We start from the raw sequence: 13,341 nt of genomic DNA on the forward strand, positions 1-13,341 counted from the left end.
TCTTTTAGTTTACCTTCCTCCTAACATTAACAATTCATTACAAACTACTTCTGTTATGTATCTTTTTTCACCTTCAGAGGTTTCATAAGACCGAGAAGTCAATTTTCCTTCTATAGCTACTTCGCTTCCTTTTTCAAGATATTTTTCTATAATTTCTGCTGTTTTATTCCATGCTACTATATTATGCCATTGGGTATCTGTTATTTTTTCTCCTTGTGAGTTTTTATAACTTTCGTTCGTAGCGATTGAAAATTTAGCTAATTTCTTACCACTATCTAAAGTGATAATTTCTGGGCTGTTTCCTAAGTTTCCAATTAATTGTACTTTGTTTCTTAACGTATTCATAAGATAAGTTTTAAATGATTTATAATTCGTCAATTCGTTTTGACATTGCAAAGATGAAACAGCAATCAAACTTTAATCGATTATTAAATGTTTGTTTTCGATTGTAAATGAATGTAATCGTTTATTTATTTTTAGTACCTTTGATTTCAAACAATTAACTATGAAATTTTACTTAGAAACCGAACGATTAATTTTAAGAGAAATATTCGAATCAGATATTGATGGAATGTTCGAACTAGATTCAAACGAAGAAGTTCATGAGTATTTAGGCAAGAATCCTATTAAAACTAAAGAGCAAGCTTTAATAAATATTCAATTTATCAGAACTCAATATGAAGAATTTGGTATAGGTCGTTTTGCTTGTATTGAAAAATCATCTGGTAATTTTATCGGTTGGTCTGGTTTAAAATTTAATACTGGAGAGAAAGAAAAATTAAACGAACATCAAGATTTTATTGATATCGGTTATCGTTTTATTCCGAAGTACTGGGGAAAAGGTTACGGACATGAATCTGCTGTGGCTTGTTTAGAGTATGGTTTCAATCAAATGAATTACGATACCATTTATGGTGCAGCAGATATTGACAATATTGGCTCTAATAAAATTCTTAGTAAGATAGGGTTACAATTTGTAAATGAATTTACTTATAAAGAAGTGAAAGTTAATTGGTATGAATTAAATAAATCCGATTATGGAAACTAAGAAGTGTTTAGAATGTGGTGACAAAGTTGTAGGTAGAATTGATAAGAAATTCTGTTCAGACTATTGTAGAAATGCTTTTAATAATAAAGTAAACAAAGAAAGTAAAAACCTAATTAGAAACACTAATAATCGTTTACGTAAAAACTATAAAGTTCTCACAGAACTAAATACTACAGGAAAAACAAAAATTACAAGGAGAAAACTATTCGACAAAGGTTTTGACTTTAAATTCATCACATCAATCTATACTACAAAAACTGGTAACACCTATTTTTATGTATATGATCAAGGCTATCTAGAACTTGAAAATGAAATGTATTTATTGGTTAAGCAGGATTAGTATTTTATTAGTTTAGGCAAAAAAGACATATCAATACGGTATTGAGTAACATCTCCTCTAAGGTGATAAACTGTAATTTTTTTATTTTCTATAAATGCTTGTGGGTTATAAGGCAAACTTATACTCTCAAATAAAATAGTGTCATTAGATACTGGGTCTTGATATTTTATTTTTAATAAAAAATTACCTTCATCAAACTGCTTTACTTTTATTGAGCTTGAATCAAAATATAATTTCTTTCCTTTTGATATTATTTTTTTTGTCTTTTTTTCTCTTTTAAAACTATAAAAAATAATTGACAATCCAATTATTAAAAAAACTAACCCTAGTAAGGTAAAGACAATAAAAAATGTACTATCATCATTATTCATCAACAGAAATAATATAGATAACAAAAAAAATCCTATAAGAGTAAAAGGAATAGCAATCCTTTTTTCTAATTTATCCATTAAACTCGTTTAAAAAATTAAGATCAATTTCATATTTTTTGTAGTTATTAGTATTTAAATACAACGCAATGTTTTTTCTTTTGATTTCGTCTTTAGGATCATTTTTTAGCTTTAAACTTTTAAAAAGGTGTACTTTATTATTCTTAACATCATCTAATTGTGTGAAAATTTTATAATAAACTGAATCATCGCTATAAAATCTTACTGTAAATACCTTGTCGTGAGGAATTATAACTTTTTTACCTGTTAATTTCAGATTCATTAATTTGGCATTACTCAAACTATTTTTAATTAACACAAAAAAATAGGAAATCAAAAGTACAAGACCAATAGCTAGTGATATAAAACTAAAAAAGTCAAAATTAGAATCCCCAATTAAAGCTTTGTCTGGGTTATCTTTATCGTAATAAACTACATCTCTATCACCTACTATTACTTCATCTCTAGAAGCTATAACTTTATGTTGGTAAATATTACCTTTAGTTGAAGTATATTCAAATATTGGAAACTTTTTAATACTTCCGTCATCCTGAACACTAGTGTCGTAATCAACAATAACGCCAATAGTTTTATTTGCGTTTTCTCTAAAAAACTTATTATAACGATACACACCAAATGAAATACATAAAAAAATGCATCCAATAATTAGTCTTTTTTTTAGTAGAGATTGCTTGTACATAATAAGCACAAACTTAAACAATTTAAGCTATAATAAAATTATTTCCAAGTATTTCCCTTTAGTTTCATTGCAGCAATCAATACGTCTTTTTGACTAATTTGTCCTACAAGTTTACCGTTATCAACAATTGGAAACCTTCTTCTTTTTGATTCTAAAAACTTATTAACTGCATCTAAAATATTCATATTTCCATCAATCGTTTCAACTTGCTTAATCATAGCTTTACCTACAGTATTATTTGTATCCATTGGCAAATTATAATACCTACTTTCAGAAATTTGTTTCATACAATCTCCTTCAGAAATAATTCCAATTAATTCATTTTTATCATTGATAACTGGTCCGCCAGAAATCTTATTTTTAATCAACGAATCAATAACGTCTTCAATCGGTTGATTCTCTTTAAAAGTGATTAAATTTTTAGTCATATAATCTGACACTAAAATCAATTCACTCTTCTTTTCTGGTGAATTAGATCGTTTTCCTTGAAAGCTTTTTATACCCATGACAATAATTATTAGCTATTAAATATACTGATTTTTAGTCGATTAAATTTATTACACCTTAAAAAGATAAAATTACTTACTTTTATAATCACTTAAAATTAACTATGAAATCAACTAACAATTTCCTAGCTGTTATAATTATAATTTTAACAGTTTATTGGAGTTTTAACAGTATCATTCCTTCAATTCCAACTAATGATACGAAACTAGCAGTAACTGATTTTTCTCTTGATAATGCCTTATATCATTTAAAAAACATATCTAAAAAACCTCATCATTCTGGATCTGATGAGCACAAGGTTGTACAAGATTATATTGTTAATGAATTAAAAAAACTACAATTACATCCCGAAATTCAAGTTCAAACTGCCATTAACAAAAAATGGAGAGCAAGTACTACAACTGAAAATATTGTAGCTAAGATAAAAGGAGCAGAAAACGGGAAAGCTTTATTAGTACTTACACACTACGACTCCAATCCACATTCTTCATTAGGAGCTAGTGATGCTGGATCGGGTGTTGTAACTATTTTAGAAGGAATTAGAGCTTTTCTAGCGAAAAACACACAACCAAAAAACGATATTATTATTCTTTTTTCTGATGCAGAAGAGTTGGGTTTATTAGGTGCTCAAGCTTTTGTTGAAAAACACCCATGGGCTAAAGACATCGGTTTGGTGATAAACTTTGAAGCAAGAGGTAGCGGTGGTTCAAGCTATATGTTGATGGAAACTAATGGTAAGAACAAAAAAATACTGACTGAGTTTTTAAATGCTAATCCTAATTATCCTGCTGCAAACTCGTTAATGTACAGTATCTACAAAAAGTTACCAAATGATACTGACTTAACTGTTTTTAGAGAAAAAGGAAACATTAACGGATTCAATTTTGCGTTTATTGATGATCATTTCGATTACCATACAGCACAAGATTCGTATGAAAGGTTAAATAAAGAAACCTTAATGCATCAAGCTGATTATTTCACTAGTTCTTTAAATTATTTTTCAAATACTGATTTATCTGATTTAAATAGTAATGAAGATTATATCTATGTAAACTTCCCTTTAATTAAGCTATTAATATATCCTTTTTCATGGGTGTTACCAATGTTATTAATCGCGATTGGTATATTTTTAGTGTTAGTTTTCTTAGGGGTTTCTCGTCAAAAAATCACCGTTCAAGGTATATTTAAAGGATTCATTCCTTATATAATTTCATTAGTTCTTTGCACAGGAATATCTTTCGGGTTATGGAAATTAATTTTATTAGTTCACCCACAATATTCTGATATTTTGCATGGATTTACTTACAACGGATATCAATATATTATTGCTTTTATCTTTTTAAACATTTGGATTTTATTTAAAGTTTACAACTACTTTAAAGATGAAAAAACTACAGATTTATTTATTGCTCCAATTTTCATTTCGTTAATAATTAATTATTTGATATATGAGTATTTACCAGGTGCTGGTTTCTTTATTATACCTGTATTTGCTTCCCTATTAATTTTAGCTATTTTAATTTTTATGGAAGTTCGGAAAAAGTCAAAAGCAACTTTATTTGCAGTTATTTCTATTCCTACAATATTTATGATTGCTCCAATGATACAATTATTCCCAGTTGCATTAGGTTTAAAAATATTATTCGTTTCAGCGGTTCTTATTGTTTTAGTTTTTGGGTTTACATTACCTGTTTTTCATCAACAAAAAAGAAAAAACAAATGGCAATTTTTAGTCGGATTAATTTCTTTCACCTTCTTTGGTTTAGCAACTTTTAATAGCGGATATTCAATAGACAAAAAACAACCAAACAGCCTTGTTTTTGTTCAAAATTCAGACAGTAATACGTCGTATTGGGCAACCTATAACAAGACTTTTGATAGTTATACTAATCAAATATTTAATGATAGTTACGAAGAGAGTAATATTCCTTTTAACGAAGGAAAAAGCAAGTATAACACCCGTTTTAGCCATTCTAAAAAAGCTGAAAATAAAAACTTAAACACTTCAAATATCATCATTAATTTAGATACTATAATTGGTAGTAAAAGAAATTTGAATTTTACTATAACTCCTACTCGAAAAATAGACAGGTACGAATTTCAAAACAATACTCCTATTACTATGAATGAATTTAGTGTTAATGGAGCTTGTTACGATGAGGGAAAATCTTTTATTGCTGATAAAGGAACCCTACTTATTTATCAAATGGCAAATTCTGATAAAGATGTTACTATTTCATTTTCGATTAATAAAAATGAAAATCCAGATATTACATTAAATGAAATTTCTTACGATTTATTATCAAATCCAAAATTCAACTTAAAGCCAAGAAATGAAACTATGATGCCTATGCCTTTTGTAGTAAATGATGCAATTATTTGTTCTAAAAAAATTAAGTTCTAATAGCAGAAATATAAAGTATACTTTTTTGATTAAGATTTACCCACAAAAAAACCAGAAAATTAAATTTTCTGGTTTTTTTTATTTTATTAAAAATGTTAATCTTTTACTTAATTGCCATTTTAGTTTCTTCTTTCCATGTTTGTACACTAGCAATTGTATTATTAGCATAGTCTATTTCTTTTAACCCATCTTCTTTCCACATAAACCATTTACCAACTTTTTTCCCAGCTTCATAATGAGCTATTGCTGTTTTATTACCCTTAACATCAAAAGAAGTCCAAGTTCCCGTTAATTTTTTATTTTTAAAGAAACCTTGCTCTTTTACTTTACCATCCTTATAAAAATAAGTAGCTTTTACTAAATCTCCTGACTTTTCAAACTTTGGTTCTGTATTTTGAGCTTGTAATAACGATACTGATAAAATACAAGCAGCTATTATTAATTTCTTCATATCTAAAACTTTATAGGGTTAACACTTATATTACAAATATATAAATAATTTTACATATTTGAAACATTTACGTAACATTAATTTAACATTGAGGTTTTTATTAGAATTCAGCAATAAAAATAAACCGCATAAAAATCGTTATATTTACAAGGTATTAACCACTAAAAAAAATTATTATGGCAGTAATGAAAGTTATCGAAGTATTATCTAACTCAGATAAAAGCTGGGAAGATGCAACAAAAAAAGCTGTAAAACAGGCTTCAAAATCAGTAAAAAACATTAAATCAGTATTTGTACAATCGCAAAGTGCTGTTGTAGATGGTGATGATGTTACAGAATTTAGAGTAAACTTAAAAGTTACTTTTGAAGTAAAGTAAGCTTATCAGTATAAAATTTAACTACTATCAAGCGGTTTTGGTTCTAATCAAAACCGTTTACTATTTATAAAAAATTACATGAACACATTACAATATATCTTCATCGGCTTAGTTGCAATAATCCACATTTACATCGTTGTTTTAGAAATGGTTTTATGGACAAAACCTAAAGGGATAAAAACTTTTGGTTTAAAATCTAAAGAATTTGCTGATGAGACGAAAGTTCTTGCCGCAAACCAAGGATTATATAATGGTTTTTTAGCAGCTGGATTAATCTGGTCTATGCTATCGCAAAAAACAGACGTAGCAATTTTCTTTTTAGGTTGCGTATTTGTTGCCGGAGTTTACGGTGCTTACTCTACTAAAAAACCAAGAATTTTCTTTATTCAATCTATCCCTTCTTTAATTGGATTATCACTTTTGTTATGGTAAATTGCGGCGTTTTAAAAACTAACACTACTATAACAATTTATTAATTTTTTAAAACTTAAACATGGAAGAGTATTTAGATACATTTCAAAACTTATTAATCGAATACACACCTAAAGTATTAACAGCTTTAGCTATTTTAATTGTTGGTTTATTTGCTATAAAATTTATAGTAAGAGCCTCTAAAAAAATTATGGGTAAACGTGGTGTAGACATCACTTTACAAAAATTCTTAGGCGATTTAATTAGCTGGTCGTTAAAAGCATTATTATTTGTTACTGTTGTATCACAGCTAGGAGTTGCTACAACTTCGTTTGCTGCTATTATTGGTGCTGCTGGTTTAGCTGTTGGTTTAGCTTTACAAGGCTCATTATCTAATTTTGCAGGTGGTGCAATAATTATGATTTTTAAGCCTTTTAAAATTGGTGATTTAATTGAAGCTCAGGGTGTAACTGGTGTAGTGAAAGAAATCCAAATTTTCACTACTCATTTAAATACTCCTGGTAATAAATTAGCCATTATTCCAAACGGAACTTTATCTAACGGAAACATCATTAACTATACTGCTGAAGGTAAATTAAGAGTAGATTTAACTTTTGGTGTGTCTTATGATGCAGATATTAAGCAATCTAAAGAGATATTAATGGAAGTCTTAGCTTCTAATCCGAAAGTATTAAAAGATCCTGCTCCTTCAGTTAATGTATCTGAATTAGCAGATAGCTCAGTGAACTTTGCTGTTAGACCTTGGGCTAATGTAGCAGATTACTGGGATGTATACTTTGAAACTACAGAAAACGTGAAATTAGCCTTAGATAAGGCTGGAATTGAAATACCATATCCACACTCTGTTGAAATTCAGAAAGAAGGTTAAACTTTCTTTTTTTGTGGAGTAACCACAAAATCTTTTAAATAAAAAGGTTCAAAATAAGCGACATCTTCGATGTCGTTTTTTTTGTACTTATCGTAACTTAAAACTGCCATTTCTTTTGCTGATGGAAATTTAGCATCAATAAAATTAGCGTTCTTATGAGTTAATGTTTCTTTACATTTTTCAGCACCATCTCCTAAAAAATACACTTTTCCTTTTTCTAACTCTTCTTTAAAAGAATTTTCGTCAATTATTTCAGCCTTTATCTCTCTTATTTGCGAATAGTTAGAATTATAAACTGCAGAATACACTTCCATTCTACGAGCATCTAACATTGGCACTATTAAACCTTCTTCAACAGAAATAGCATGAGATAATGAAGTTAATGTTTCAATAGAAATTAATGGTTTATCAAAAGCAAAACACAAACCCTTTGCAGCCGAAACACCAATTCGCAAACCTGTATAAGAACCAGGACCTTTACTAACTGCCACAGCATCTAGCTCACTCGTTTTAATCTTTGTTTCATCTAAAATTTCTTGAATAAATGGATGTAACTTTTCTGCATGTGAATAGTTTCCATCATTTAACTCTCTAATTGCTAAAACTACTCCGTCTTTTGCTAAACTAACTGAACAGTTTTTTGTTGCTGTTTCTATATTTAAGATTGTTGCCAAACTGAAATTATTTTTATGAGGCAAAGATACATTATAAAGAAAAACCCCGTTAAATAAAATCTAACGAGGTTTAACAACAATAAAATCTTTATTACTAATCTACTATCGACTCACCGAAGTAGAACTTTAATACTTTTGTTTTAAATACGTAATCGTATTTTGCTCTAATCATTGCTCCTTCTGCATTTACTAAACGGTTACGAACTTGATCGAAATCGAATTGAGTCATCGAACCGTAATCATAGCTTACTTGCGCATTTTTAAAGGCTTCTTTTTGTGCTTCTAACGAAATCTCAGCAGCTTCATACGTTTTAGCTGCCGCTTTAGCATCTAAGAATGATGTTTCAATTTGCTGCTCTAGTTTAAGCTTTTCACTTTCTAAAGTAAACTCACTCTGCTCTTTATTTATTATCGATTTTGTAACTCTGTTTTTAGTTTGAAAACGATTAAAAATTGGAATATTTAAATTTAAACTAAACCCATACCCTAAGTTATCACTTAACTGAGTAAAAAACCTATTAGTTCTCGACCCAATTGTTCCATCAGGGTTTTGAAACATTATAATATCTTTCTCTCCTAAAACTGTTTGATAAGAAGTATTAACTCCTGCATTAAAAGACAATGAAGGTAAAAATGAACTCTTAGTTATTTCAACATTCAAATCAGCATTCGTTAAGTTTAGTTTTGCTTTTTTAATCTCTGGCCTATTTGTCAGTGCTTTTTCATAAACAGTTTTTGAATCACTGTATAATAATGCGGCAGAAGGTGAACCAACTTCTATTTTAGCTACATCAAAATCTTGACTTGAAACTTGCAACAGTTGAGATAGATTTAATAAAGCTAAATTTAAACCATTTTCCTGTGTAACTACATTTTGAAGATCATTAGTAGCTGTAGACTGTACATTTAATAAATCCCCTTTTGGTATTGCTCCAGCTTCAAACTGTGCTTTTGCTCTATCAATTTGTTTTTTGCTAATCTCTGCTTGTATTTCAGCTACAGATAAATTTTCTTTTGCAAATAATACATTCAGATAAGTATTAACTACTCTTAGTGATATATCATTTTTTATAAACTCTAAATCTAACTTAGCACCATCAACACCAAGTTGTGCTTGCTTATAAGTATTTAAATTTCTAAATCCGTTAAATAAAGTAGTATTTGAGTTTAATCCAAAACTATTACCTCTTGTATCTCTAGATATTCTTGCTCCACTTTGACCAATAAAAGATCCAAAGTTTAATCTTTGAGAAACTGAACCTGTTAAATCGGGTAAGAAACTTCCTTTAGCAATAGCTACATCCTTCTCAGCTAGATCTACATTTAATTGATTTTGTTTAACGGTAATATTGTTTTTCAACGCATGATCAACACATTCTTTAAGTGTCCATTTTTTTTGAGAAAAACCAGCTAATGAAGTAAACAAAGCTGCGAGTAATACAATTTTAGTTTTCAAGACAAATATTTTTTTGTTCGTTATTGTTAGTCAATTCATGTTCCAAAAAAAGAAACAAAACATAATCACTTACATAACAGGTGATTACGAAAATAAAAATATTTTTAACTGTTTGATTTTGAACATTATTAAGTACAAAACCGAACAATTATTTTTATTTGTTTTTATATGACGACTAAAAGTAGAATATGTTACAAAAAAATTCTCTTATTGAAGTGTTAATTTTTAGTTCCCTTTTTATGACGATAAATAAAATAGAAAAGCAAGCCTACTAAAATATATGGAAACACCATTAAATACGTAATTCCGTTATTAACACCTTCAGCAATTGTTTCGTTTCCTCCTTCAACTACTGCTTTACACATGGCACATTGCGCAGAGGCATTTACAGCAAAAAATAATAATATTATTGAGAACAGTTTCTTAAACATAATAAGGAGATATCATTAAATACACCACTACACCTGTAATAGCTACATACAACCATAAAGGAAAAGTAATTTTAGCTATTTTCTTATGTTCAGGAAATTTACCTAAACGTGCTCTCATAAACGTAATTAACACAAAAGGAATTACTATTATAGATAACACAATATGCGTTAAAAGAATAAATAAGTATATATATTTTATTATTCCTTCACCTCCAAACTTGGTGGAGTCAGAAGTCATATGGTAGGCTACATACATTACTAAAAACAAAGCTGAACAAATAATAGCCGTTGTGTTTAATTGCTCATGTAATTTTCTATTACCCTTTTTAATTGCAACTACAGAAGCAACCAATAATACTGCCGTTAAACCGTTTATGCTTGCGTAAATTGGAGGTAAAAATGTTAAAGGTTCTGCATTCGGTATTTTAACAAAAAACAATCCAAACACAGCTAAAGGGATTACAATAGATACTATTGTAATAAATTTTTTATACTTTTTTTCTTCAGTATTCATGCTACTCATTCAATAATAACTTAATATCCTGTTTTAATTCTTTAATTTGATGTCCAAATCCGTGTTCGTCTAAGGCTCTATAATACATTATGGGGTTTCCATGTTCATCATATCGAGAACGGATATATCCATCCTTATCAACTAAAGCAAACAAACCTGAATGTTCGAAACCTCCGTGAGAAACTTCTCCTTTTCCTGCAAATAACTTAAAACCTTCGTTTGATAAATCATATACAACATCTTCAGGTTTTCCTGTTAGCATATGCCAATTTTTATGGTTAATTCCATTTTGCTTAGCGTATGCTTTTAATTGACTTGGGATGTCTATTTCTGGTGTGATAGAAAATGAAGCTATTCCGAAGTTAGGATTTCCCATAAACTCGTTTTGTACTTCTACCATACGAGCATTCATAATAGGGCAAATAGTTGGACAAGTAGCAAAGAAAAACTCTACCACATATACCTTGTCTTCATAATCTTTATTTGTAATCGTTTTTCCATCTTGATTAATAAACTCAAAAGAAGGAACTTTAGTAAATTTATGTAAATCTGATTTCTGAAAGTGTTTTACAATTTTTGGTACCGAATAGATCCCAAACAATAAAATTATAAACGAAATACCGACGTATGAATAGTTCTTTTTCATCTCTCTTAAATTTGTCTATCTGCGTTATTCTTTTTTAATGCCAAACGATATTCTGCTAAAACTACTTTTACATCGTCCTTCATTTTATTTTTCAATTCAGCAACCGATGTCATTAAATAACCATACATCTTTCCTTCAAAAGCATCTTTATCATCATCTCTTCCTCTTAGGTTAGTATCCTTATCGATAATAAAAGCTTTTGATGAATGTAGATTTTTATCTAAAGAGCCACCTGTTTTAAAAGAATCAAATAACACTTTAATTTCTGTTTCGCTAGCAAAAATGAAATTCCATCGAACCATATTGGTAAACTCACCTAATTTTTTCTGAAGCTTTTCAACTTCTTCTTCAGTTCCTTTAGGTGCAATAACTATTAATTGAAAGTCTTTAAAGTCGTAAAAAGGTTTGTATATTTTTTCATTTAAGTTAAACAACTCACCTTTTGCTACATCAATATCATTTCCTAAAAAGGTTACTATCGATATTTTTCTATCAAACTGATGTTTTTTACTAATCGCAGAAACATCTATTACTTTCTTTGTTAACACCGGTAATTTTGCAAAATTATTAATACCAAGTGATAAGAATATGTAGAATAACAAAGGCACAATAAACAGTGCAAATAATACAATATGTTTGTTTGAAATCTTCATTTTATTACAAATTAAAGATAAAAAAAGGTGGTTAAAACCACCTTTTTTCAAATTTTTATAAAATTACCATTTTACTAATGGCGCTAATGTTTCATGTAAATAATCTCCTTCTATTAATACAATGAATAATAAGTAAGAAATTAAGAATACTGCTGTCCAAACAATTGCTCTTCTAAACCAAGTTTTCTCAGCTTCTAAGTGCATAAAAGCCCAAGCAATATAATATGCTTTTACAATTGTTAAGATAATAAATATCCAATTTAACCAACTAGTACCCCATCCGTGTAAGTGTAAAGAGTCTGGTTTAACAATACCTAATGCTACTTCAACAGTTGTTACTATAGTTAAGATTGCTAGTACAATCCAAATTCTTTTTGTGTTCGATTCGTGTGCGTGACCCATTTTTAATATCGTTTTTTGATTATACTAAGTAGAAGAAGGTAAATACAAATACCCAAACTAAATCTACAAAGTGCCAATATAAACCTACTTTTTCAACCATTTCGTAATGCCCTCTACGCTCATACGTACCTAATACAACATTAAAGAAAATGATAATATTAATTAATATACCTGATATTACGTGAAAACCGTGAAATCCTGTAATAAAGAAAAAGAAATCAGCGAAAATAGGATTTCCGTACTCATTCTCTTTTAAGTTAGCTCCTTCAACAACCTTTGTTATTAATGGTAATTTAGCTAAACTCTCTTCTCTTGATAAAATTATTTTTTGCTTAGTTTCAGGATTTAATTGTTCTGTTCTAATTAATAAAGAAGGATCTGCTTTAAAAGCTTCTTTAACCTGAGCTACTGAATATTGTGAAATAGCTGGTTCTTGATCAAACCATAATCCATTATTACGAGTATGGTGAATTCTATCATCCTTTCTATCAGTATGAATAAAATCTGCCAAAGCAACTTGATGACCATCTTTTACAAACTGTAAAATGTGGTTATTACTAGTTTTAACAGCACCATAAGAACCATTGATAAAGTTTTTCCATTCCCAAGCTTGAGAACCAACGAAAATAATTCCGAAAATAATCGTTGCAAACATATACCAAGCAACTTTCTTTTGTTTCATTTGATGACCTGCATCAACTGCTAACACCATTGTTACTGATGATACAATTAATATAAATGTCATTAATGCTACATAGTACATTGGTGCGTGTACACCGTGTAATCCTGGAAAGTGAGTAAATACCTCATCGGCAATTGGCCAAGAATCAATAAATTTAAAACGTGTTAAACCGTACGCTGCTAAAAACCCCGAAAAGGTTAATGCATCAGATACGATAAAAAACCACATCATCATTTTACCATAACTAGCGCCAAATGGTTTTGCACCACCTCCGCCCCAGGTCTCTTTGTTGTCAGAATTTACAGCAATATTTGCTCCCATAAATCTC

At 29.1% G+C, this 13,341-nt stretch carries 19 protein-coding genes; 6 read left to right on the top strand and 13 right to left on the bottom strand.

The genetic code is table 11. The features are described 5' to 3' along the window. Window positions 1-9: 9 nt before the first annotated feature. On the bottom strand, window positions 10-345 hold the full coding sequence (locus H3Z83_RS06285) for a single-stranded DNA-binding protein (RefSeq protein ID WP_182124633.1): 336 nt from the start codon (window positions 343-345) through the stop codon (window positions 10-12). 160 nt (window positions 346-505) lie between these two features. Between H3Z83_RS06285 and H3Z83_RS06290 the strand changes: the two genes are divergently transcribed. Next, a complete protein-coding gene (locus H3Z83_RS06290) occupies window positions 506-1,048 on the top strand; it encodes a GNAT family N-acetyltransferase (RefSeq protein WP_182124634.1) in 543 nt (180 codons plus the stop codon). Next, on the top strand, window positions 1,038-1,388 hold the full coding sequence (locus H3Z83_RS06295) for a hypothetical protein (RefSeq protein ID WP_182124635.1): 351 nt from the start codon (window positions 1,038-1,040) through the stop codon (window positions 1,386-1,388). Before H3Z83_RS06290 ends, H3Z83_RS06295 begins: the two co-directional genes overlap by 11 nt. On the opposite strand, the gene H3Z83_RS06300 is transcribed toward H3Z83_RS06295, so the two are convergent. From H3Z83_RS06300 to H3Z83_RS06310, 3 genes are read right to left on the bottom strand one after another with little or no spacing between them, the layout of a single operon-like run. Then, the gene (locus tag H3Z83_RS06300; protein WP_182124636.1) at window positions 1,385-1,837 is read right to left on the bottom strand and encodes a hypothetical protein; all 453 of its coding nucleotides are present in this window, start codon (window positions 1,835-1,837) and stop codon (window positions 1,385-1,387) included. The genes H3Z83_RS06295 and H3Z83_RS06300 overlap by 4 nt on opposite strands. After that, window positions 1,830-2,516, bottom strand: coding sequence for a DUF3592 domain-containing protein (locus H3Z83_RS06305; protein ID WP_182124637.1), 687 nt, complete (start codon window positions 2,514-2,516; stop codon window positions 1,830-1,832). The genes H3Z83_RS06300 and H3Z83_RS06305 overlap by 8 nt, the downstream gene beginning before the upstream one ends. A gap of 38 nt (window positions 2,517-2,554) precedes the next feature. After that, on the bottom strand, window positions 2,555-3,022 hold the full coding sequence (locus H3Z83_RS06310; protein WP_182124638.1) for a CBS domain-containing protein: 468 nt from the start codon (window positions 3,020-3,022) through the stop codon (window positions 2,555-2,557). Between the two features lie 104 nt (window positions 3,023-3,126). Between H3Z83_RS06310 and H3Z83_RS06315 the strand changes: the two genes are divergently transcribed. After that, complete coding sequence (locus H3Z83_RS06315; protein ID WP_182124639.1) at window positions 3,127-5,427, top strand: M20/M25/M40 family metallo-hydrolase; 2,301 nt, start codon at window positions 3,127-3,129, stop codon at window positions 5,425-5,427. A gap of 103 nt (window positions 5,428-5,530) precedes the next feature. Here the strand turns inward: H3Z83_RS06315 and H3Z83_RS06320 are convergent, their stop codons facing one another. Further along, window positions 5,531-5,878 carry a toxin-antitoxin system YwqK family antitoxin gene (locus H3Z83_RS06320; RefSeq protein ID WP_182124640.1) on the bottom strand — a complete coding sequence of 116 codons (348 nt, stop codon included), beginning with the start codon at window positions 5,876-5,878 and terminating at the stop codon, window positions 5,531-5,533. 176 nt (window positions 5,879-6,054) lie between these two features. Between H3Z83_RS06320 and H3Z83_RS06325 the strand changes: the two genes are divergently transcribed. From H3Z83_RS06325 to H3Z83_RS06335, 3 genes are all read left to right on the top strand, one after another. After that, window positions 6,055-6,255 (top strand): dodecin family protein, encoded by a 201-nt coding sequence (locus tag H3Z83_RS06325; protein WP_182124641.1) that lies wholly within the window; start codon window positions 6,055-6,057, stop codon window positions 6,253-6,255. Window positions 6,256-6,333: 78 nt separating this feature from the next. Next, window positions 6,334-6,687 carry a DUF1304 domain-containing protein gene (locus H3Z83_RS06330; RefSeq protein WP_182124642.1) on the top strand — a complete coding sequence of 118 codons (354 nt, stop codon included), beginning with the start codon at window positions 6,334-6,336 and terminating at the stop codon, window positions 6,685-6,687. A 61-nt stretch (window positions 6,688-6,748) separates the two neighbouring features. Next, a complete protein-coding gene (locus H3Z83_RS06335; RefSeq protein ID WP_182124643.1) occupies window positions 6,749-7,555 on the top strand; it encodes a mechanosensitive ion channel family protein in 807 nt (268 codons plus the stop codon). Here the strand turns inward: H3Z83_RS06335 and tsaB are convergent. The 8 genes from tsaB to H3Z83_RS06375 form a co-directional block, all read right to left on the bottom strand. Then, window positions 7,552-8,229 (bottom strand): tRNA (adenosine(37)-N6)-threonylcarbamoyltransferase complex dimerization subunit type 1 TsaB, encoded by a 678-nt coding sequence (gene tsaB / locus H3Z83_RS06340; RefSeq protein ID WP_182124644.1) that lies wholly within the window; start codon window positions 8,227-8,229, stop codon window positions 7,552-7,554. The two genes, H3Z83_RS06335 and tsaB, sit on opposite strands and share 4 nt — an antisense overlap. Before the next feature lie 94 nt (window positions 8,230-8,323). Further along, window positions 8,324-9,685: a TolC family protein gene (locus H3Z83_RS06345; RefSeq protein ID WP_182124645.1), complete on the bottom strand. Its 1,362-nt coding sequence runs from the start codon at window positions 9,683-9,685 to the stop codon at window positions 8,324-8,326. A gap of 218 nt (window positions 9,686-9,903) precedes the next feature. Beyond that, a complete protein-coding gene (locus H3Z83_RS06350; protein WP_182124646.1) occupies window positions 9,904-10,116 on the bottom strand; it encodes a hypothetical protein in 213 nt (70 codons plus the stop codon). After that, the gene (locus tag H3Z83_RS06355; RefSeq protein WP_182124647.1) at window positions 10,109-10,639 is read right to left on the bottom strand and encodes a DUF420 domain-containing protein; all 531 of its coding nucleotides are present in this window, start codon (window positions 10,637-10,639) and stop codon (window positions 10,109-10,111) included. The genes H3Z83_RS06350 and H3Z83_RS06355 overlap by 8 nt, the downstream gene beginning before the upstream one ends. Next, window positions 10,632-11,276 (bottom strand): SCO family protein, encoded by a 645-nt coding sequence (locus tag H3Z83_RS06360; RefSeq protein WP_182124648.1) that lies wholly within the window; start codon window positions 11,274-11,276, stop codon window positions 10,632-10,634. Before H3Z83_RS06360 ends, H3Z83_RS06355 begins: the two co-directional genes overlap by 8 nt. Window positions 11,277-11,281: 5 nt before the next feature. Continuing rightward, window positions 11,282-11,929: a hypothetical protein gene (locus H3Z83_RS06365; RefSeq protein WP_182124649.1), complete on the bottom strand. Its 648-nt coding sequence runs from the start codon at window positions 11,927-11,929 to the stop codon at window positions 11,282-11,284. A 63-nt stretch (window positions 11,930-11,992) separates the two neighbouring features. Further along, on the bottom strand, window positions 11,993-12,331 hold the full coding sequence (locus H3Z83_RS06370) for a cytochrome C oxidase subunit IV family protein (RefSeq protein WP_182124650.1): 339 nt from the start codon (window positions 12,329-12,331) through the stop codon (window positions 11,993-11,995). A gap of 19 nt (window positions 12,332-12,350) precedes the next feature. Beyond that, complete coding sequence (locus H3Z83_RS06375) at window positions 12,351-13,334, bottom strand: cytochrome c oxidase subunit 3 (RefSeq protein ID WP_182124651.1); 984 nt, start codon at window positions 13,332-13,334, stop codon at window positions 12,351-12,353. Window positions 13,335-13,341 lie beyond the last annotated feature (7 nt).

The sequence above is a fragment of the Tenacibaculum pelagium genome (assembly GCF_014062345.1).
Lineage (GTDB): Bacteria > Bacteroidota > Bacteroidia > Flavobacteriales > Flavobacteriaceae > Polaribacter > Polaribacter pelagius.